The sequence below is a fragment of the Dactylosporangium sp. NBC_01737 genome (genome assembly GCF_035963215.1).
Classification (GTDB): domain Bacteria; phylum Actinomycetota; class Actinomycetes; order Mycobacteriales; family Micromonosporaceae; genus Dactylosporangium.
This window is the reverse complement of sequence record NZ_CP109153.1, coordinates 8,062,533-8,081,444: the sequence shown is the minus strand read 5'-3', so window position 1 is coordinate 8,081,444 and position 18,912 is coordinate 8,062,533. Positions and strand designations below refer to the sequence as shown.

Here is an 18,912-nt window from a genome sequence, read left to right as displayed (position 1 = left end):
CGCCGTAGCTCATGAGGTCGCAGCGCCGCTCCGATAATGGGGGTCTGCCGCCCGGGATGGGGTGGCTGACCAGCTGGCGAGGAGTTTGAGTCGGTCTTCGGACGCGGTGCCGGGTTCGGCGGTGTAGATGATCAGGTTGTGCACGGCTCGGCTGGACAGGGGCAGGTCGAGGTGCTGGAAGGTCAGTTCCAGGTGGCCGACCTCGGGGTGCTGGAGCCGTTTGATGCCGTCGTGGCGGATCAGGACGTCGTGTGCGGCCCATTGGGCACGGAACTCGGGGCTGAGGGTGGACAGCTCGCCGATGAGGTCGCGCAGCGCCCGGTCGTGGGGTTCGCGAGCGGCCTCGGCGCGCAGCAGGGCGCCGGTGGCGTTGCCGGCGGCGTCCCAGTCGACGAAGAAGTCGTGCGCGCCGGGGTCGAGGAAGATGTAGCGGGCGATGTTGGGGCGGCCGCGCTTGTCGATGGTGGCGCTGTCGAACATCGGCGCGTACAGGGCTCGGGCCAGGGGGTTGCTGGCGATGACATCCGTGCGGCCGTTGCGCACGAACGCCGAGGACATCGTCATGGAGTCGAGCAGCCACTGGACTCGGGGCGGGACCTCGACGTCCCGGCGACGCGATGGCGTGCGACTCCCGGCCCGCGATGACTGGGCCAGGTCGAACAGGTAGGTGCGTTCGTCGTCGTCCAGTCGCAGGGCGCGGGCGACCGCGTCGAGGACGTCTTCGGACATGCCGCCGATGTGACCCTTTTCCAGCCGCGTGTACCACTCTGTGCTCACGCCGGCGAGGAGGGCGACCTCCTCGCGCCGCAGCCCGGCGACCCGGCGACGGGCGCTGGTCGGCAGTCCGGCCTGCGCCGGAGTGATTCTGGCGCGTCGGCCGGCGAGGAAATCCCGGATCTCGCCGCGGTTTCCCGGCTGCTGGTCCATGCCCTTCACGGTATCCGCCGGTCGCGGCGCGAGGGGGGTTGAGGTTGTATCCCCTATAAACGCGATCTTCTCCGGTGGCGGCCGTCGCGGTCTGCTGGGGACATGACGAGCAAGAGACTGACAGTATCGGCGGTGGCGCTGGGCACGTGGGCCTGGGGAGACAGCGGCGAGGCGGGCGACGGCTACTTCGGCAGTCAGCTGACCGCGTCCGGCCTGCGTGAGGTCGTCGAGAAGGCGCAAGCGAACGGGTTCACCCTGTGGGACACCGCGGTGGTGTACGGCATGGGTCACTCGGAGAAGGCCCTCGCTCAGGCGCTGAAGGGTTACGCCCGCAGCGAGTACCAGTTGTCGACGAAGTTCACCCCGCAGGCCGCGGGCGACGGCGACGATCCGGTCGCGGAGATGCTGGAACAGAGCCTCGACCGATTGGGTACGGAATATGTTGATCTGTACTGGATTCACAACCCCGGCGACGTGGCCCGCTGGACGCCGCTTCTGATTCCGCTGCTGCGGAGCGGCAAGATCAGGCATGTCGGCGTCTCGAACCACAACATGAAGGAGATCGCTCTTGCCGACCAGATCCTCGGCGAGGCCGGCTTTCGCGTAGAGGCGGTCCAGAACCACTACAGTCTGCTGTACCGCAGTTCCGAGCGCACGGGCATTCTCGATCACTGCCGCGAGCACGACGTGCGGTTCTTTTCCTACATGGTCCTCGAGCAGGGAGCGCTGACCGGCGGGTACGGCCCGGCCCATCCGTTGCCCGCGGGCAGCAACCGGGCGGCCGCGTACAACGGCATCCTGCCCAAGCTCCAGGCCCTGACGGACAGGATGCGCGCGATCGGCGGGGACCGGGGCGCGTCCGCCGCCGACGTCGCCACCGCCTGGGCCATCGCCAAGGGGACCACCCCGATCATCGGCGTCACGAAGGCGGTTTACATCGACGGGTTGGTCCGAGCTCGCGGCATCGAGCTCGCCGACGAGGAGATCGCGGAGCTGGAGGCGCTGGCGGACGCCGCGGACGTCGACACGCGCGGCTGGTGGGAGCACGAGATGTAGCAAGCACTATCTCCCCTGTTGTGGAGAAGGCGCTTCGCTGAGCCGGCACAGGGGTCGGCTGCGATCGCGGGCGCGCGTGTCGCTTGGAGGCCCGTTTGGTGCGGAATCTCGATGGAGTGGGTCGGGCCCGGCTGCGGCTCGTCGCCTCTCGGCTATTGGTCCGGCCGCGCAACGTGGTTTGAGTCGGTCCAGTCGTCGAGGTCGTCGGGCCACGGTGCGGGGCGGTCGTTGTCGTCCCAGAAGCCAGTTTCGACGTTGGCGGCGTGCAGAGCGGCGTTGGGTCGCTCGGCGTGTCGCCAACCCCCTCCGGCGCGTCGGACACACGTTCGATTTCGACCGGTTCGGGCGCTGCCGCAGCAGTCCCCGGCGGCATAACCTACGAACCGTCGCCGACCCGCGAACGGTCGGCGCCAGACCGAACGGGGTGAATCAATGAGTGAGGTAGCGGTGCCGCGGCCACGCGAGCAGCGGACCGTCGGCAGCACCGTGGACGTCACAGTCGCCGGTGAGGCAGGCGTGTTGACCGTCGCACCCGGCCGCGACGGTGCACCGTGCTGGATGCAGCTGCGGGCGGGTGTGCACGGTTCGACGGTGGCCGGGCTCGCGGATGCGCTCGCGGGTTGTCCAACTTGCGTGACGGCATCGACCAGACGGCCATGGCTGGTTCACCCCGAATCGAGATGCGCCGTTGACACGCACGCAGCGTCCGGTGCAGGTGAAGTTTGCATTGGTCACAGTGAGCTGCCGCCGCTGCGGGACGGCGGTCATGTTGATGGCGAAACGGTGTCCGCCGTTGCCCTGTCCCATCCTGGCCCGCTGCTCATTTGTCTCACCGTGTACGTGGAGTTGCGCGGCCCGCCGACCGATGGGCAACGGCGAGCGAGGATGAGGAGTCCGGCTGCTGCCCGGCCGGCGCCAGAAGGCGGTCAGTTGCTCGACCAGGGTTCTGGGCTGTCGCACAACGTAATCGCGTTGGCGACGTCCTCGGCGTTGTCTACGGTGAGGACGAGCTTCTCAGCGCCGAATCGGGAGGCCAGCAATGCGGCCAGGTGCGGCGCGTCGTTGCTGCTGGTCGGGGTGACGGCGATGACGCCGTCGTTGAGCAGGTCGGCGACCAGGGCGTAGCTGTCGTGTCCGTCTGACGCCCAGGCATCCGTGACGGTCACGCTGATCATGACCTCGGTGATGGTGAACTGAGGCAACGCCAGCCCAAGTTGCGCGACGAATCGGCTGGTGCCGCGATAGCCGGCAGCGTCGGGAACCTCGGCCATCACGAGAATGAGTTCTTTGCGGCGGGCCAGCGCGGCGACGGCGGCGATCACCGGGCCACGGGTGATCGCCATGGTCGCGGCAGCAGGCAACAGCAGGACCAGCACCACGGAGCCCAGCTCTCTGTTACCAGGACCTGGGGACCTTGACACGCCTCCGTCGGCGCCACCATCGATCAGCAGTTGCTCGCAACGATGCCGGACGATAGGTCAAATCTGCAACCCCGGCGGATACGGATTCACCCGACGGCGCGGGGATCATGGGGCGCTCGCCCCGTGTCGCCGCTGCCCGCAGCCTCCACCATGCTCCGGCCGCTGCTGAGGAATCAGACCCGGGGTGACCCGGTCGAGGCACACTTGCAAGGCGCCGTGCGCTGCCGCGGGCGGCGAACGCTCTGAAGAAGACTCACCGCAGCCGCAGGGACCAGCAAGACCACCGCCTACGACCGCCACTGAGAAGTTGTCAGTCGTATCCTGCGATTCGATTGATCTTGACGGTCCAAGCTGACAGTGGACACAGATGGCGCTTCGGGTCAGCCCCCCGCTCGTGACTGGTGCCGAACACGAAGCCGTCCAGCGCGAGATTAGACCCTTCCAGTTGTAGGGCGGGCGATGACGAGCAGTCCGAGCATGGACGTGGCGGCGCCGGCGATCATCGGCCCGGCGATCGGGGCGACGCCGCCGACCCCGGCCATGTCGGCGGTCTCACCCTCGCCTACGAAAGCATGGACCTGCGCGCCGACCCGGACCTCACCATGACCCTCTACACCGCCGAACCCGGCTCCCCGACCGAGGACGCCCTGCATCTGCTGGCCTCATGGGCCGCGACACAGGCACCGGCAACACCGGCGCGGCAACCATCAGGCGGATGAACCTCCGCCCCTGTCGCGATGATCACGGTGGTGTAGACCCGATGCCGGTGACGATCGGTTGCGGACGTCCACCGAGCCGCAGCTTCGCGATCCGGATGTCCGTCTTGGTGGTGCAGTAGATGAACACGGTCCGGTCCTTGACGAAGGTCGGTGAGGCCGCGATACCCAGCAGGCCACCCTCGTTGCCCGCGCTCGCCTCGGTGATCGTGGCCGCCGCCGCCATGGTCAGCTCGCCGGTCGGCGTTCGGCCTGGCCCGACCTTGAGGATCCGCGAGGTCCGCCGCTCGGTCACCAGCGCAGCGCCGTCTGGCAGGAACGTGACGCCCCAGGGAAATTCGAGGTGTCGCACCAACGGGGTGACCGACACCAACGTATCGCCGTGAGCGGACGGATCAGCCGGTCCATGGCTGAAGTCGGTGGCATCCTTCCCCGCAGGGGGCGTAGCAAGCCACCGGGAGATGATCGTGCCCGCCCCCGGGGTCTGACTCCGGCGTCCGGTCTGATGCGCATTCCCCCAGCATCAGTACCACGGTAAGCGCCCCGCTGACGCACCGGAGCCTTACTGGTCCGCTCACCGTCCGCCGCACGGCACCGCGCCTTGACGCTTCCACCGCCGCCCTTCAGCCCGACAGCAGATGCCGTCCGCTTACACCGTTGCGCAAGCCGGGAGATGCGGCCTCACCCGACTGTCGGGATCAGCATGACAGGGCGAGCAGCTTGGCCGCCCGGTGCGCTGGTGGTTCGAGCGTCGGGCTGGTCGACCGGTCGGTTGTCACCCTTCGCCTCCCTCGATCGCACCGGGTGAGCGGCATAGCGTGACCTGCGGTGGCCGACATGGTGGTGATCGGTGCAGGCACACCTGCCTCATCCCGGGCGTCCAGATCGCGCAGGCGGCATGGCCGCTGGGTGGAGGCAACGCGGTCGCATCGCTCGCGTCGCACCCACGAACCGATCGTGGGAGTGACAGAGCGTGACGCTGGTGGCGGGCGATGGAGAGAGGGTTCGGTGATGTTGGCACGCCTGGCGGCCCGGCTGGTGCGACCGACGCCGCCGCCGCTCGGGCTGGGGATCGCGGTCGGCGCGCTGCTCGTTGTGGTCGAGATGCTGCTGGTCTATCTGCTCGGACACGTAGCGTCGCAGGACGCCCTGCAGGTGTTCTTCCTGCTCGGCGTGCTGGCGATCTCTACGATCTGGGGCCTGCGGCTGGCGTTGGCGATGTCGGTCGTGAGCGTCGCGGCCTACAACATCGGCTATGTCCCGCCGGTCCGGAGCCTCGACGTCGGGCAGACCCGGGAGTGGGCGGAACTCGCGGCATTCCTCGTCGCGGCGGTACTGGCCAGCGTGATGGCCGAGCTGGCCCGCGCTCGAGCGACCGAGTCGGTCGAACGCCGCCAGGAGGCCGACCTCTTCGCCGGCCTGGCCCGCCTGTGCCTGGCCGTGGACGACCTCAGGTCGGTGCTCCCGGAAGCGTCGCGCCGCCTGGCCCAGACGCTGCAGCTGCCGTTCGCGACGATCGAACGCGACAGCGCCCCAGCCGAGGACCGCCGAACGGCACTCCCGCTGAAGTACGGCTCGCAGACCGGCACCCTGCTCATCCCCACCGACCTGCCGGAGCCGATCCTGCGCCGGCTACGCAAACGGGTCGTGCCCCGCCTGGAGATACTGCTGCAGGCCGCGACCGAGCGCGAGGCCATGGCCCACTCCCTGCGCGAGCTTGCGGCGGAACAGGCGAGCCTGCGGCGGGTTGCGGTGCTCGTCGCCCACGGCGCCCCGCCGGCCGACGTCGTCGCCGCGGTCGCTGCCGAGACGGCGTCGCTGCTGGCGGCGGATGCCACAAGGCTGCTGCGCCAGGAGGCGCCCGGCACGGCCAGCGTCATCGCCGAGTACAGCAAGCCCGGCAGCGAGCCCCTGCTGGGGCGGCAGTTTGCCGTCGACGGCGGCATCACGCAGCTGGTGCTGCGCACCTCCCGCCCGGCCCGCGTAGACAGCTACGACGACCGCAGCGGGGCCCTCGCCGACCAGGCGCGCAAAGAAGGGTTCCACTCGTCGGTCGCCGCACCGATCATGTCCGAGGGCCGGGTATGGGGCGCCCTGGTCGTCCTATGGGCCCGGCGTGAACCGGCGCCACCCGACACCGAGCAGCGACTGGCACAGTTCACCGAGCTCGTCGGCACCGCCGTCGCGAACACCGAGAGCCGGGCCGAACTCAACATGTCGCGCACCCGGATCGTCCTGGCCGCCGACGAGGCCCGCCGCCGTATCGAACGCGACCTGCACGACGGCGTCCAGCAGCGCCTCGTGTCGCTCGGCCTCGAACTCCGCGCGGCCGAGGCGCTGCTGCCGGGCGACCCCGACGAGGTCAGGGCGCGGCTCGGCCGGACGACCGAAGGCCTGACCGATACGTTCAAGGAACTGCAGGAGATCTCCCGAGGTCTCCATCCGGCCATCCTGTCCCAGGGCGGCCTCATGCCCGCGCTGAAAACGCTCGCCCGCCGCAGCCCCGTCCCGGTCACGATCAACCCGGGCCCCAAACGCCGGCTGCCCAGATCAGTCGAGGTCGCCGCGTACTACGTCGTGTCCGAAGCGCTCACCAACGCGACTAAGCACGCCCACGCCTCCACCGTCGACGTGGACGTCGACATCACCGTCGACGATCACACGGCGCGTGAGGTCCTCGTGCTTTCTGTCCGGGATGACGGCGTCGGTGGCGCCGACCCGGCCCTCGGCTCGGGGCTCGTGGGTCTCGTCGACCGGGTCGAGGCGCTCGGCGGACACCTGCAGCTCTCAAGTCCGGCCGGTCGCGGCACGTCACTGCTCGTCACGCTGCCGACCGACATCGAGCGCGAGCCGACCTGACGCTGTACTGGCAGATGTTGATTGAGTGCGCAGCACGATCGGCGCCCTGATCGCGGCATCAGCGAACACGCGATCATGCCTGGCCGGAGACTGCCGACCATGCTGGTAATTGGTGTTGTCCGCCAGCCATGTTCCGCTGCTGCCCGCGTCAGCGGCCGACGCCGGGATGCGCGTCGGGCAGGTGCATCGCCGGCTGCCTTCGCTGCAGCCAGCGCAGGTACCGTTCGATGTCCACCCGACGGGTTCCGGTGAGGGTTACCGTCTCGAGGAAGTCGCAGGCCAGCAGGGCGTCGGCTGGGAGCGTAAAAGTCGGTCCAGGTGCTGCGGGCCCGCTCAGGTGCCGGGTCGATCCCGGCCTCCTCCAGGATCTGCCACACTGTCGAGGCGGCCACCCTTCACCCCCAGCACCAGGGCCCGGACGCAACGCACGGTCCGCGGCCGGCCCGGGGGGTTCGGCCGGGACATGCGCGCGTGCCGGCAGGCGAGCAGGTCGCGATGCCAGCGCAGCACCGTGTCGGGGCGCGCCAGCAGCCGTACCCGGCGCAGCACGTCGCGCGGCAGCCGGCGGCCACATGGAGATCATGAGTCCGGTCGGCAGCGGCACCGCACTCCTGTTCAGCATTCCGATCGGCAACACCTGAACGTCGATCTGTGGCCACGGCTGATGGCCCACGAGGGATCACAGCCTCCCGAGACCTGACCGGCGGCGTGTCAGGACAGGCTGCGGCCCCCGGCAACACCTGGTCGCCAGTGGACAAGACGTTCGCCGGCGGGTACGGGTACGACTCCCACACCGGCGAGCCGGAACCCCAGGACCGCATCGACTTCGTCCACTACCGCGGGCCGCTGACGGTGCTGTCATCCGACGCGCTCTGGGAGGAAGCCCCGTCGCAGTCCAACCCGTCGGGCAACGCCTGGCCGTCCGACCACGCCGCCGTCCTGACCGTCTTCGCCGTCAACTAATCCGGCAACCCAGCCGCGGCCACCCCGCTGCAAGTCGGAACCGTGGCGCCGGGTTCGGACGACCACCGTGATGCAGCCGGGCGGCCGCCGGCGACCGAGTTGCGACCAGTCCGCGGTCGCCGTTCGGCCCAACCGGTCGGCCCGGCTCGATGCTACGCGCGCAGCTGCTCGTTCATGATGAGGAACGCACCCAGTCCGTGCGAGTCGTTCACCCTGCGGAGACGATTGAAGTAGTAGTCCTCGTCCCCGACGTTGGTGCCTTCGCAGATGTCGACGATCCGGGTCAGGCCGTCGGAACCGATCGACAGCTGACCGAGCACACCTTGGTATCCCTTCGCCGCTACCGGCAGGTACTCGGGACCGAGGTATCCGCGCTGGACCGCGCGCGACAGCGTGAAGGTGAACATCGCGGAGCAGGACGTCTCCCGCCAGTTGCGGGTGTCGGTGCTCTTGTTCACGACCTGGTACCACATGCCGGTCCAGGCGCCCTGGTAGCGACGGTATCCGGCGGCGAGGTGGCGGACCATGTCGATCAAGGCGGCTCGCCGGGGATGATCGGCGGGAAGGACCTCGAGAAGCTCCACGCAGGTCATCCCGAACCAGCCGATCGCCCGCCCCCAGTGCACCGTCGAACGGCCGCCGTTGCCCTTCGCCCACGGTGCGGAGCCGTCTTCGTCGTACGCGTGGAACATCAGCCCGTTGTCCGACTTCAAGTGTTTGAAGTAGACAGCCATGTTCTTGCCGGCCTCGTCATAGCAGTACTGCGCATCGCCGAAGGTGCGGCCGTAGAGGGCCAGGAACGGCAGGGCCATGTACACCCCGTCGCACCAGAGCTGGCCCGTGGCGTTGATGTTGTGGATCAGGGCGCCGTCGGTGGTGCGCGGGTAGGTGTTCAGACGTCGGCGGACCTGGTCGGCCGCGGTGCGGTACTTGCGGAGCCCGGTCTCGGCGTACAGCAGCGGTAGCAGTTGCGCGGGTCGCATCGAGTCCAGGCTGTTGAGCTGATTGCTGATACCGCTGTCGGTCACGAACCGGTCCACCCACGCCTTGATGTAGTCGAAGTACTTCGACTCGCCCGTACGCCGGTAGAACAAGTACTGGCCGTACAGGTACAGGGCCTTGTGATACTCCCATCCGCCGAAGGCGGCAGGGGTGAAACGTGCCATCGTCGAGTCGATGACGGCGCGCGAGACGTCGGCCGGCAGTTGCGCCGCCTGGGCCCTCCCCGGCACCGCCAGGGAACCCAGTGCCACTGCCGATCCCGCGAGTACCGAGCGTCGGGACAGGTTCATGCGGCGCTCCTATTCGAAGAACTTGAGGCTGTAGCCGACGTCGGTGGTGGCGCCGGGAACGTTGGCGCGTCGATAGGTGGTGTTGCTCCACCAGACGGCGGTGCCGGTGTACCAGTAGCGGTTCGACCAGGCGTACGGCGTGCCCTTGGCGACGGCGTGGAACATCGTCGGGAACCGGCGGCCGGACGGTGGGCTGGCCGCAATGTCCCCGCGCTCCAGCACGAAGGTGTGGTGGCCCGGGCCGTCGACCTGCAGCGTCGGGTCCCACCCGGACATCATGTCGTCGGCGTACGAACCGAACAGGCAGCCGTTGCTCTTGTACCAGTCCCACACGTCCGTCGGGTTCCCGCCGGCCCGCAACCGCAGGTCGGCCAGGCAGTAACGGCTGCTCCAACTGCCGTTGGCGGAGTAGACGATGTGCAGTTGCCCGTTCGGGTCGAGAATCGGTTCGGGAGCCTCGTTGATGTAGGGGTTGCCGACGACCCGCTCCCAGGATTCGCGGGGTTGTGAGATGACGTAGCGGCCGCCGGTCGTGGTCGTGGGGCTGCTCATCCGGGCGATGTACAGGTTCTGCTCGACGTTGGTGTCGCCGGCCCATCCGGACCACACGAACCAGCGCTGCCCCTGGAACGTGAACGGCACGCCGTCGATGGCCCACTTGTCACCGGGCAACGCCACCTTCGTGGCAGCCGAGTAGTTGGAGTCCGGACTGGTCGAGCTGATGTGGTACATCCGGTGGGCGCCGCTGCGCCCGGCGGCGAAGTAGATCTGGTAGCGGCCGTCCTGGTGGACGATCTCCGGTGCCCACACCTCGCCGAGGTTGCCGGTGTCGCGCCAGACCTGGTGTTTGGGTGCGGTGGCGATGCCGGCGAGGGTGGTGGCGGACCGGACCGCGATGCCGCCGTCGACGGACTTCGCCGAGACGTAGCGGCCGTTGACGACGATGACACTGGGATCGGCGCCACCGAGGGTGGTGGCGGCGGCGTCAGCGTGCCGCACGACAATCAGGCTCAGTCCGAACGCGACGACGGCGGCGAGCGAGAGCACGCCGAGGCCCTTGAGGCGACGTTGCGGCATGGAGTTCCCTTCGGTCAGGAGGGCAGGGGCGACGTCTACCCGGCAGTGACGGACACCTCGGTGATCTCCGCGTCGCCGGCCGTCCATCCGGGCACCGACACCGCGACGTACCGTGCGGATGACGGTCCGCTGAAGATCGTGTAGGCGGCGCCGTCGGTCGAGGTCTCGATGCGGGCCGTGCGGCGGGTGCCGCTGGTCCAGGTCAGTGACACGGTGTCGATGGCGCGGGACGAGCCCAGGTCGACGACCATGCGCCCGTTCGGTCCGGGCCGCCAGGAGGTACCGGGGTTGCCGTCGACGGCGTGCGACGGTTCGCCCATGCCGGCGGGCAGCGGTGAGGTGGGGAACGTGGAGCGGTCTCGGGCCAGGTCGGCGGTAGGGGTGACCGGCCCGTCGACCGGCCTGGCGAAGCTGCGGGTGGCGCCGGCGGGCACCTGTGCCTGCGCCGACCAGGACCCGGCGGACAGGCGGACGTCGACGGCCGCGCCCGCCGGTGCCGTGATCGTGACGTTGTGCGAGTCGGCGACGGAGAATCGGGTGCCGGTCGGTGCGCTGCCGGTCACGGTGAACCGGGCGGGTCGCACGGCACCCGTCGCTGCGGGCACCGAGGCGGTCAGGTCCAGCCCGCCGTCGGCGCGGACGACGGACAGCCCGCGGTACAGCCGGTCGCGGCGCGGCAGGGTCAGCACCACGCCGTTCAAGGCGGTCGCGGAGAGGTTGAGCAGGGTGAGGTACCCGTCGGCGTCGCTCAGGCGCAGGGCCGCCGGCCCGCCGGTGGGCAGCCGCCGCGCGCGCCGCGGCAAGGTCGGTGCCCGCTCCGGTGTACCCCTCGACGAGCGCGGCGGGCGGGATGGCGACCATCGCCGACGACGCGGTGATCGGGCCGGTGGCGCCGTGGCAGACCAGGCCGGCGCGGCCGTCGATGCCGGCCCAGGCGCCCAACGTCACCGTTGAGGGTGCGGTGGCCGCGGTGGTCCAGGTCGTGCCGTCGGTCGAGGTCTGGATGAGGTACGAGGTGGCGTACGCGACCTCCCAGCGGAGCCGGACACCGGCGAGCTGGACGGTGGCGCCGAGGTCCACGGCGAGCCAACTGTCGGCGCGGCCGCGTTCCTCGCGCGCAACCGCCCAGCGGGTGCCGGCGTCACCGTCCACGGCATTCGCCGCCGGGTAGGCCGGGTCGGCGGACGAGGCGGTGACGGTGCGGCCCCGGGCCCGGTCGGTGCCGGTGGCGTCCAAGGCTTCGAAGGCGAACAGCGAGTAGCCGTACTCGCCCGCGGCGGTCCGGCCGAGGAACCGCACGTGCCGTGCGGTGCGGGCGGCGAACGTGAGCTCGTCGGTCCCCCCGTCGCCGACGCCGGCCGCGGGTGTCACGGCGCCGCCGGAGCCGGTGAAGGTGCGGCTGCCATCGAGGCCGGGCACGCCGGGCATGCTCAGGTTGAACAGGGTCAGCGCCGACGGGCCGGGCCCGGCGTAGACGACGGTGCCGGTCGGCAGGGTGGCGTAGCCGGCCCACCCGGCCGCGGTCTGCAGCACCGTCATGGTGGCGTCGACGCCGTCCCGGGCCGCGGTGTACGCGGCCGTCCACTGGCGGGTCGGTGGGGTGGTCTGCGCCGGGAGGAACGCGGGCGCCCGGGTGTCGATGAACCAGTTGTCGTGCCCGGGCTGCCACAGGAACCGGACGTAGCCGGGCTTGGTGATCGCTGCCGCGAAGCCGGTGACGCTCTGGTGCGCGGTCAGCCCGGCGTCCGCTCCGAAGAACCGTGCGCCGGCGGCGGCGGTGAAGAACTCGGTGCTGGTCACCGGCTGGACCGGCGTCGCGCGCCAGCGGTGGAACAGGTAGGCGATGGCGAGTTCGGCGCGCGCCTCGGGTTCGTACTTCTCCTCGCCGCTGAACTTCGTCAGCCGGTTCTCCGGTGCGTACTGCAGGTACGGCATCAACCGTGCCGCGAGGTCGGCCTCGGCTCGGGCGGCATGCGGGTCGCCCTGAACCTGGGCGAGGAAGGCCAGCGGCAGCACGTCGCGCCCGTACAGGTGGTAGCGGTCGGCGACCATCGGCATCACCGGCTCGCCCGCGTCGCTGGCCAGCAGCCGCAGCGTGGCCCACAGCTCCCGCCCGTTGGGCTGGCGGGTGAGGACCTGCGGCAGTGGCTTGCCGGCCGCGAGGAAGTGCGCGGCGGCCCGTCCCGCGGTACGCCACAGTTCGGCCTGGTAGTGCGGATTCACCGACTCGTGGTTCTCCACGACGAACGTGTCGTGCAGGTTGTGCGCGACGTTCCAGGCGCTGACCGCGCGGCCGTCCAGCAGCGCCGGGTTCGCCCGGTCGGCAGCGGGCAGCCCGCTTGAGTTGGCCGCCCAGAACACGAACCGTTCCCGCCAGCGGTCGGCCTCGGCGTCTCCGGCCGGGGCCCACGCCAGCCCTGGCGCGATGGCCTGCGCGTAGACGCCCATCTCCTCGAGCTTGGTGTCGCCGCGGTAGCCGCCGGTGCTGCCGTTCGGGGTCCAGGAGCCGCTGAGCGGGTCGTTGCCGGTGCCGAGCCCGTACGCGTAGGCGGCCTGTCCACGGGCGATCGCCTCGACGTTCGACCGGGTGGTGGCGTCCAGCTCCGCCCACAGCAGCCGGGCGGCGAGCACGAAGTACAGCTCGAACGTCGAGTCCCAGAACAGGCGCCGCCCCCACTCGCTGCCGCCGGCCAGCCGGTTCGTCGCGGCGAACCGGCTGATCGTGGCAAGGGTGCGCGCGCGCAGGGTGGCGGCGTCGACCCCGGCGAGCCCGGCGTCGTAGCCGTCGGTGGTCAGCAGCACGGCGTTGCCGAGGACAGCGGCGAACCGGAAGTCGGCGGCACGGTAGGCGCCGATCGCCGCGTCCCACTGCTGCTGCACCCAGCGGGTGTGCACGAGCAGCAGGCGGTGGTACTCATCGGCGACCGGATCCGCGGCCACGGCCGCAGCCGGCAGAGGCAGGGCGAATGCACCCCCGGCGGCGCCGATCGCGGCGAGCAGGGTGCGGCGGGTCAGCATGTCTGTACCCTCGCAACGCCCCGGTGCCCCGTCAATATCTGCAAGGAAGGTTTACAAAAACCTCCGCGCCTCCGGCACGGGCCGGACGTAGACGCCTGTCAGAGTCTGTCCACGTGCGCCGGTGCGGGAAGACCACAGCCATACCGGTTTCAGGTCGTGGCCACCGGGCAGCCGTGAGCAGGAACGCCAGACGGGCCAGGTCATGGCCGGCGTCGAACACGACGAGCACGTCCGGGTCGTTCGGCAAGGCAGAGCACTGCACGTCGTACATCGACGACCCGACCGGCGACTGAGCCGGTGGGGTCAGCGATCCGGGTCGTCGAGCCGGCGGCCTCCCACCGAGCTGAACCAGCCGCGGCGGGCCAGCGGCGCGAGCAAGAGCGCCCCCGTGGCGACGAGCCTCGCACCTGCGCTGAGTGACCTGCGAGAAGCCGCCCTGCGGTACGCCGCCGCGAAGGCGTCGCGGAAGGTGGAGGACCGGGCCGACGATCTGAACGATTTTGTGGCAAGCCGAGGGTCCACCACGCAGGCGGTCTTCGAGGGGGCTGAAAGCCAAGCTAAAGGGAAAGAACCCTGTCTGGGCGGCGATCAAGGGTGCTTGGTCGGGGACAAGCCCCGCGCTGAAACTTGCCGTGGTGTTGATCTTGACACTGGCGCTATTGCTGGTTCCTGTTGTACTGCTCGTGCTCGTGCTCGGGCTACTGGTTGCCGCGCTCGTCGCAGGCATTCGAGCCGCCACACGGTGATCAGGTTCCGGATCGAGCGCGACCAGCCTCAGCCACAATTGATCGTTGCTCGACACGGAAGAGGTCACTGGTTCAAACCCACTATCGCCCAGGGCCGCCGCTGCGCCGTCACCGTCATCGGTCTTTCAATCGAAGGATGATGCGGTGAACGATCACGCCCACGGCGAGGCCGACCAATCCGGCTGCCGGAGCTTCTGCCAGTCCGGGGTATCCAGGCAGCCAGTGGCGCGACGTCAGCGCCAGCGCGACGACGACTATTCCAGCAACCGAACCGACGGTACGGAAGGGTGACGAGCTGTCAGCCTTACTCATCTGGTTCCAATGCCTCGCCACCACTGCGGCTGTCCAGGGGTATACGGCGCTGCGGCCGTCCCACCAGGCAAGCCGAACATTTGGTTCACGACCTCCGCCGTTCAGCAGCACCGGTCGGAGCTGGTGGCGGTAGAGCGCCTCTGTGACCCTCGTCCCCGCGTGCCCGACAAGGTCGGCGATCTGCTCCAGGGACATCCCCAGTGCGGACGCGATCGACACGAAGCTGTGCCGTAGCTCGCGGGGCGTCCAGTCGTCGGGCGCCAGCCCGGCCGTCTTCACCACTTGGCGGAAGGATCGCCGGACGTTGGCGGCGTCGAGCACCGTACCGACGGCCGACACGAACACCGGGCCGGTCTCGTGCCACGACTCGCCAGCCTGCCGCCGCGCCTTGTCCTGCTCCTGGCCGTGCAGCTCAAGCGCGTAGACGCAGAGTGCCGGCAGAGCGAGCGTGCGGCGTGACTTCGGGGTCTTGGTGTCCCCGCCCACCCGGTCGGACCGCCAGACCGACACCGACGGCGGCACCGGCGGCGTGTCGTCCGGTCGTCCCTTGAGGTCGAGCAGCTCCCAGCGCAGCGCCCGCACCTGTTCGGTGCGCAACCCCGTGAGCAGGGACAGCACCACGTAGGCATACAGCGGCGTGTCCTTGGCCGTCTCCAGCAGCGCGGTGCCCTGCTCCAGCGTGAGCGACTTCGATGGTCTGCCCGGTTGCCCCTTCGGCAGGTCGCACAGCGCGGTGACGTTGCGGCCCACGTGTCCCGTCTGCACCACACCGGCTGCGGCATGGCCTCAAGCGCGGACGATCGCGCGGAACGCGGAGGACGGTTGCGCCGTGGGCGGCGGGCGAGGCGTCAGCGGGGCGGCGAGCTGGTGCTCGCGCGGACGACGAGGCGGGCGGCTCGCTCCTGGTGCGAGCCGGGCGAATGACCGTCGATGGCGTCCAGCAGGACGCGCGCGGTGTGCGCGCCGTACGCCTGGATGTCCCAGGACAGGGCGGTCAGCGCCGGGCGCACCAGGACGCTGAGCTGCGAGTCGTCACCGCCCACAATCGACAGGTCCTGGGGGACGGCGACGCCCATCTCCTGCGCCACGTTGAGCGCGGCGACGGCCATCACGTCGTTGTCGAATGTGATGGCGGTCGGCCGGTCGCGGCGGGACAGCAGTGCCCGGGTGGCCCGGGCGCCCTCCTCCCACGTGTAGTCGGTCTCGACCACCTGCGGTTCGCCGAGGCCGTGCCGGCACACTGCCGCCCGGAAGGCCGCGATGCGCACCTGCGTGTGGTCCAGCGCCGGCAGCCCGGCGACGCGGGCGATGCGGCGGTGCCCGAGCGCCACCAGGTAGTCGACGGCCGAGTCCACCGCGGCCGAGTCGTCGGTCCAGACCGCCGGCAGCCGGGTGCCCTCCCGGGGACGGCCGGCCAGCACGGCCGGCATCTGCAGCTCCTCGATGACCGGGATCCTCGAGTCCTCGCTCCACAGGTCGGTGACCACGATGCCGTCGATGCGCCGCTCGGCCCAGCACAGCCGCATCGCCTCGATGGCGGCGCGGTGGTCCTCGACGACCTGCAGCAGCAGGGCGATGCGTCCCCCGGACAGCTCGCGCTCCAGCCCCGCGATGAACCGCATGAAGAACGGCTCGACACCGAGCGTGTCCGCCGGCCGGGTGATGATCAGGCCGACGCTGTGTGCCCGCGAGCCGGACAGCGACCTGGCGGCGACGCTCGGCCGCCAGCCGATCTCGTCGGCGATGTCGAGGATGCGCTGGCGGGTCGTCGCGGACACGCCGGGCCGGCCGTTGAGCGCATACGACACGGCACCGATCGACACGCCGGCCTGCGCCGCGATCTCTGCGATGGTCGGCCGCTTCACCGCCCCGCCCCTCCGATACCGAGGGCAGCGGCCCGGTCCGGCCCGGCGACCAACTGGTTCGCGCTGCGCAGCACCAGCGGGTCGGGGAACGCCTCCGGCGACACCGAGGCGGCCGCCAGCACGGCACCGTCGACGTCGCACCGGCGCACCGGGACGTCCACGCACCATCGCAGGCCGCTGTCGTTGACTGCGACCAGCGCCAGGCCGCCCTCGCGTGGCTGCACGGTCAGCAACCGGTCCCGGAAGCTGCGACGCAACGCGTACCACATCGGTTTGCAGCGTCCGTCACCGTCCACCGCGGACCACGAGATGACCGGCCAGACGTCGTTGAGCTGCCAGCGCACGGCGCCCATGCACAGCGGGGTGAGCGAGCGCAGTTGCTCGACGCCGAACGCCAGCGCACATGCCTGGTTCAGCGACGTCGCCCAATGCCAGTCCTCGAAGGTCTCGGGCGGCGGGAGATGGCCGCTCATGCCGCCGGCCAGTTTGGCGTTGCCGTCGGCGGCCTCCTGGTGCAGCCGGACGCCCGGCGAGTCGGGCCGCAGGGGTTCGTCGTGCACAGCCCTGGTCAGGGTCGCCCGGGTAGGCGGTACGTGAAGGCCGAACTCCGCGACGAACCGGGGTGCGGTGCTGCGGCACCCGGTGTGGTCCAGCGTGTTCCACACGTCCCAGATGTGGGTCGTGCCGTGCGCCGGCTCGTTTGGGTGCCGCTGCGGGTCGAACGAGTACGGGGAGCCGGGGGTGCAGGGCCGGGCCAGTTGCGCCGGGGTGTCGCCACCGACCGCGCGAACGGTCCGGCCCGCGTGCACCTTCACCTGTGTCACTTCGTCGCACCTCTGGTGAATCCGTTGTAGATGTACCGCTGCAGGAACAGGAACACGATCAGCGTCGGCACGATGACGAGGACCGCACCGGCGCAGATGATCTCCCAATGCGCGCCGTACGGACCCTTGAAGTAGAACAGCGACGTGGAGATGACCCCGAGGTCCGGCGAGGGCATGTAGAGGAACGGGACGTAGAAGTCGTTGTAGACGACGACGCCCTTGACGATGACCACGGTCGCGATAGCCGGCTTGAGCAGCGGCAGGATCACCGAGCGGTAGATCCGCAACGACGAGGCGCCGTCGATACGGGCCGCCTCGTCGAGCGATACCGGGATGGAGCGCATGAACTGCAGGAAGATGATGACCGAGATGATGTCGGTGCCCATGTACAGCGCGATCGGGGCACCCCGCGTGTTGAACAGCCCGAGACGGTCGATGATCTGGAATGTCGCCACTTGCGTCGTGACACCCGGCACGAGCGCCGCGACCAGGAACATGGCGATGACCAGGCGACGGAACCGGAACTTGAACCTGTCGATCGCGTATGCCGTCGCCGAGCCGATGACGACCGTGCCCGTGATCGAGAACACCAGCACGACGGCGGTGTTGGCGAACGCGCGGAGCATGTGCCCCTGGGTGAAGGCGACCTCGAAGTTGTGCAGGTTGAGCCAGTTGCCCGGCAGGCTCAGCGGCCCGCCGTCCGCAGATTCCCGCTCTGTCTTCAGCGCGGCCAGGGCGACGACCACCAGCGGCAGCAGCGTCACCGCTGACGCGGCCACGAGCGACAGATACTTGCCGGCGACGGCGGCACGGGCGCCCGCACCGCGCCCTTCGATGCTGGTCATACGAGGTCCACCCCTTCGTCGGGCACGATGCGCCGCTGGACCCAGGTCACCAGCATGATGACGGCGAGCAGCAACACTGCGGACGCCGACGCCAGTCCCATCTTGTTGAACTGGAAGGCCAGCTTGATCGTCTGGATGACGAATGTGGTGCTGCCGTTGGCGCCGGCGGTCATGATGTACGGGATCTCGAACGCCGACAGCGAACCGGACACGACGAGGATCGCGCTCAGGCTGATCACCGGCCGGATCCCGGGCAGGATCAGGTGCCGGAACTGGTGCCAGCGGTTCGCGCCGTCGATCTCCGCCGCTTCGTAGATCTCCCCCGGTATCGACTGGATCGCGCCGAGGAAGAGCACGAAGTTCAGGCCCAGGTAGCGCCAGAGCGACACCGAGGCGAGCGACCAGTTGACCATGTCGGGGTCGCCCAGCCACAGGTACCGGCCGTGCACGCCGAACAGGCGCAGCACGGAGTCGAGGGTGCCGCCGGGCTGGAAGAAGTAGAGGAAGACGAAGCCGATGGCGACGCCATTGACGAGGTACGGGAAGAACAGGACACCTTTGAAGACGTTGCGGAACCTCGTGTTGAAGCTCAGCACGGTCGCGAAGTACAGGGCCAGCACCATCTGCACGGCCCCGGACGCCAGGTAGAACAGGCTGACGAAGAACACCTGGAACAGCTCCGGCCGCGTGAACAGCTGGACGTAGTTGTCCTGTCCCACGAACTGCTGTTCCGGGCTGAAGCCGTCCCACTTGGTCAGGCTGTAGTAGAGCAGGTTGGCCGCCGGTACATAGGTGAACGTCAGCAGGAACACCAGCGGCACGGCCAGGAACAGCCACGGCGTCAACCGGGCGAGCATGCGGTGCGGCCGCTGCCGCCGGGCCGGTGACGGGGTGACCCGGTCGTGGGTCGGGCGGTCGTCGGGGCGGGGGTTGGCTGCAATGGTGCCGTGTCGGTCAAACATGTCGCCTCGCTCGTCGTGTCCCGTCCGGG

13 protein-coding genes and 3 pseudogenes are annotated in these 18,912 nt (G+C 69.7%); 4 read left to right on the top strand and 12 right to left on the bottom strand.

The genetic code is table 11. The features are described from left to right. Nucleotides 1-9 precede the first annotated feature (9 nt). Nucleotides 10-927, bottom strand: coding sequence for a helix-turn-helix transcriptional regulator (locus OHA72_RS36815; protein WP_327000667.1), 918 nt, complete (start codon nt 925-927; stop codon nt 10-12). 132 nt (nt 928-1,059) lie between these two features. On the opposite strand from OHA72_RS36815, the gene OHA72_RS36810 reads away from it, so the two are divergent. After that, a complete protein-coding gene (locus OHA72_RS36810; protein ID WP_327000666.1) occupies nt 1,060-1,983 on the top strand; it encodes an aldo/keto reductase in 924 nt (307 codons plus the stop codon). Between the two features lie 926 nt (nt 1,984-2,909). Here the strand turns inward: OHA72_RS36810 and OHA72_RS36805 are convergent. Beyond that, nucleotides 2,910-3,362: a hypothetical protein gene (locus OHA72_RS36805; RefSeq protein ID WP_327000665.1), complete on the bottom strand. Its 453-nt coding sequence runs from the start codon at nt 3,360-3,362 to the stop codon at nt 2,910-2,912. Between the two features lie 443 nt (nt 3,363-3,805). Between OHA72_RS36805 and OHA72_RS36800 the strand changes: the two genes are divergently transcribed. Beyond that, the gene (locus OHA72_RS36800) at nt 3,806-4,123 is read left to right on the top strand and encodes an MmyB family transcriptional regulator (protein ID WP_327000664.1); all 318 of its coding nucleotides are present in this window, start codon (nt 3,806-3,808) and stop codon (nt 4,121-4,123) included. A gap of 22 nt (nt 4,124-4,145) precedes the next feature. On the opposite strand, the gene OHA72_RS36795 is transcribed toward OHA72_RS36800, so the two are convergent. Continuing rightward, on the bottom strand, nt 4,146-4,415 hold the full coding sequence (locus tag OHA72_RS36795; RefSeq protein WP_327000663.1) for a hypothetical protein: 270 nt from the start codon (nt 4,413-4,415) through the stop codon (nt 4,146-4,148). Between the two features lie 716 nt (nt 4,416-5,131). Here OHA72_RS36795 and OHA72_RS36790 point away from each other — a divergent pair. Next, entirely contained in the window at nt 5,132-6,979 is a 1,848-nt protein-coding gene (locus tag OHA72_RS36790; protein ID WP_327000662.1) for a sensor histidine kinase, read from the top strand. Nucleotides 6,980-7,687: 708 nt separating this feature from the next. Further along, nucleotides 7,688-7,942 (top strand): hypothetical protein, encoded by a 255-nt coding sequence (locus OHA72_RS36785; RefSeq protein WP_327000661.1) that lies wholly within the window; start codon nt 7,688-7,690, stop codon nt 7,940-7,942. Between the two features lie 152 nt (nt 7,943-8,094). On the opposite strand, the gene OHA72_RS36780 is transcribed toward OHA72_RS36785, so the two are convergent. The 9 genes and pseudogenes from OHA72_RS36780 to OHA72_RS36750 form a co-directional block, all read right to left on the bottom strand. After that, complete coding sequence (locus OHA72_RS36780; RefSeq protein WP_327000660.1) at nt 8,095-9,195, bottom strand: glycoside hydrolase family 88/105 protein; 1,101 nt, start codon at nt 9,193-9,195, stop codon at nt 8,095-8,097. A gap of 48 nt (nt 9,196-9,243) precedes the next feature. After that, nucleotides 9,244-10,134 (bottom strand): annotated as a pseudogene (locus OHA72_RS65055) (glycoside hydrolase family 43 protein); the annotation flags it as partial. Between the two features lie 212 nt (nt 10,135-10,346). Further along, nucleotides 10,347-10,631, bottom strand: a complete 285-nt coding sequence (locus OHA72_RS65050) for a discoidin domain-containing protein (RefSeq protein WP_442788759.1) — start codon at nt 10,629-10,631, stop codon at nt 10,347-10,349. A gap of 694 nt (nt 10,632-11,325) precedes the next feature. After that, a pseudogene (locus OHA72_RS65045) lies at nt 11,326-11,739 on the bottom strand (discoidin domain-containing protein); the annotation flags it as partial. A 2,744-nt stretch (nt 11,740-14,483) separates the two neighbouring features. Next, nucleotides 14,484-15,137 (bottom strand): annotated as a pseudogene (locus OHA72_RS36770) (site-specific integrase); the annotation flags it as partial. Nucleotides 15,138-15,235: 98 nt separating this feature from the next. Beyond that, the gene (locus OHA72_RS36765; protein WP_327000658.1) at nt 15,236-16,252 is read right to left on the bottom strand and encodes a LacI family DNA-binding transcriptional regulator; all 1,017 of its coding nucleotides are present in this window, start codon (nt 16,250-16,252) and stop codon (nt 15,236-15,238) included. Next, a complete protein-coding gene (locus tag OHA72_RS36760) occupies nt 16,249-17,076 on the bottom strand; it encodes a hypothetical protein (protein ID WP_327000657.1) in 828 nt (275 codons plus the stop codon). Before OHA72_RS36760 ends, OHA72_RS36765 begins: the two co-directional genes overlap by 4 nt. Continuing rightward, nucleotides 17,073-17,921: a carbohydrate ABC transporter permease gene (locus OHA72_RS36755; protein WP_327000656.1), complete on the bottom strand. Its 849-nt coding sequence runs from the start codon at nt 17,919-17,921 to the stop codon at nt 17,073-17,075. Before OHA72_RS36755 ends, OHA72_RS36760 begins: the two co-directional genes overlap by 4 nt. Continuing rightward, nucleotides 17,918-18,883 (bottom strand): carbohydrate ABC transporter permease, encoded by a 966-nt coding sequence (locus tag OHA72_RS36750; protein ID WP_327000655.1) that lies wholly within the window; start codon nt 18,881-18,883, stop codon nt 17,918-17,920. The genes OHA72_RS36755 and OHA72_RS36750 overlap by 4 nt, the downstream gene beginning before the upstream one ends. Nucleotides 18,884-18,912 lie beyond the last annotated feature (29 nt).

Coding starts and splice junctions, on each gene's coding strand:
- OHA72_RS36755 (WP_327000656.1), bottom strand. CDS start 17,921: ATGACCAGCATCGAAGGGCGCGGTGCGGGCGCCCGTGCCGCCGTCGCC.
- OHA72_RS36815 (WP_327000667.1), bottom strand. CDS start 927: ATGGACCAGCAGCCGGGAAACCGCGGCGAGATCCGGGATTTCCTCGCC.
- OHA72_RS65050 (WP_442788759.1), bottom strand. CDS start 10,631: ATGGGCGAACCGTCGCACGCCGTCGACGGCAACCCCGGTACCTCCTGG.
- OHA72_RS36790 (WP_327000662.1), top strand. CDS start 5,132: ATGTTGGCACGCCTGGCGGCCCGGCTGGTGCGACCGACGCCGCCGCCG.
- OHA72_RS36750 (WP_327000655.1), bottom strand. CDS start 18,883: ATGTTTGACCGACACGGCACCATTGCAGCCAACCCCCGCCCCGACGAC.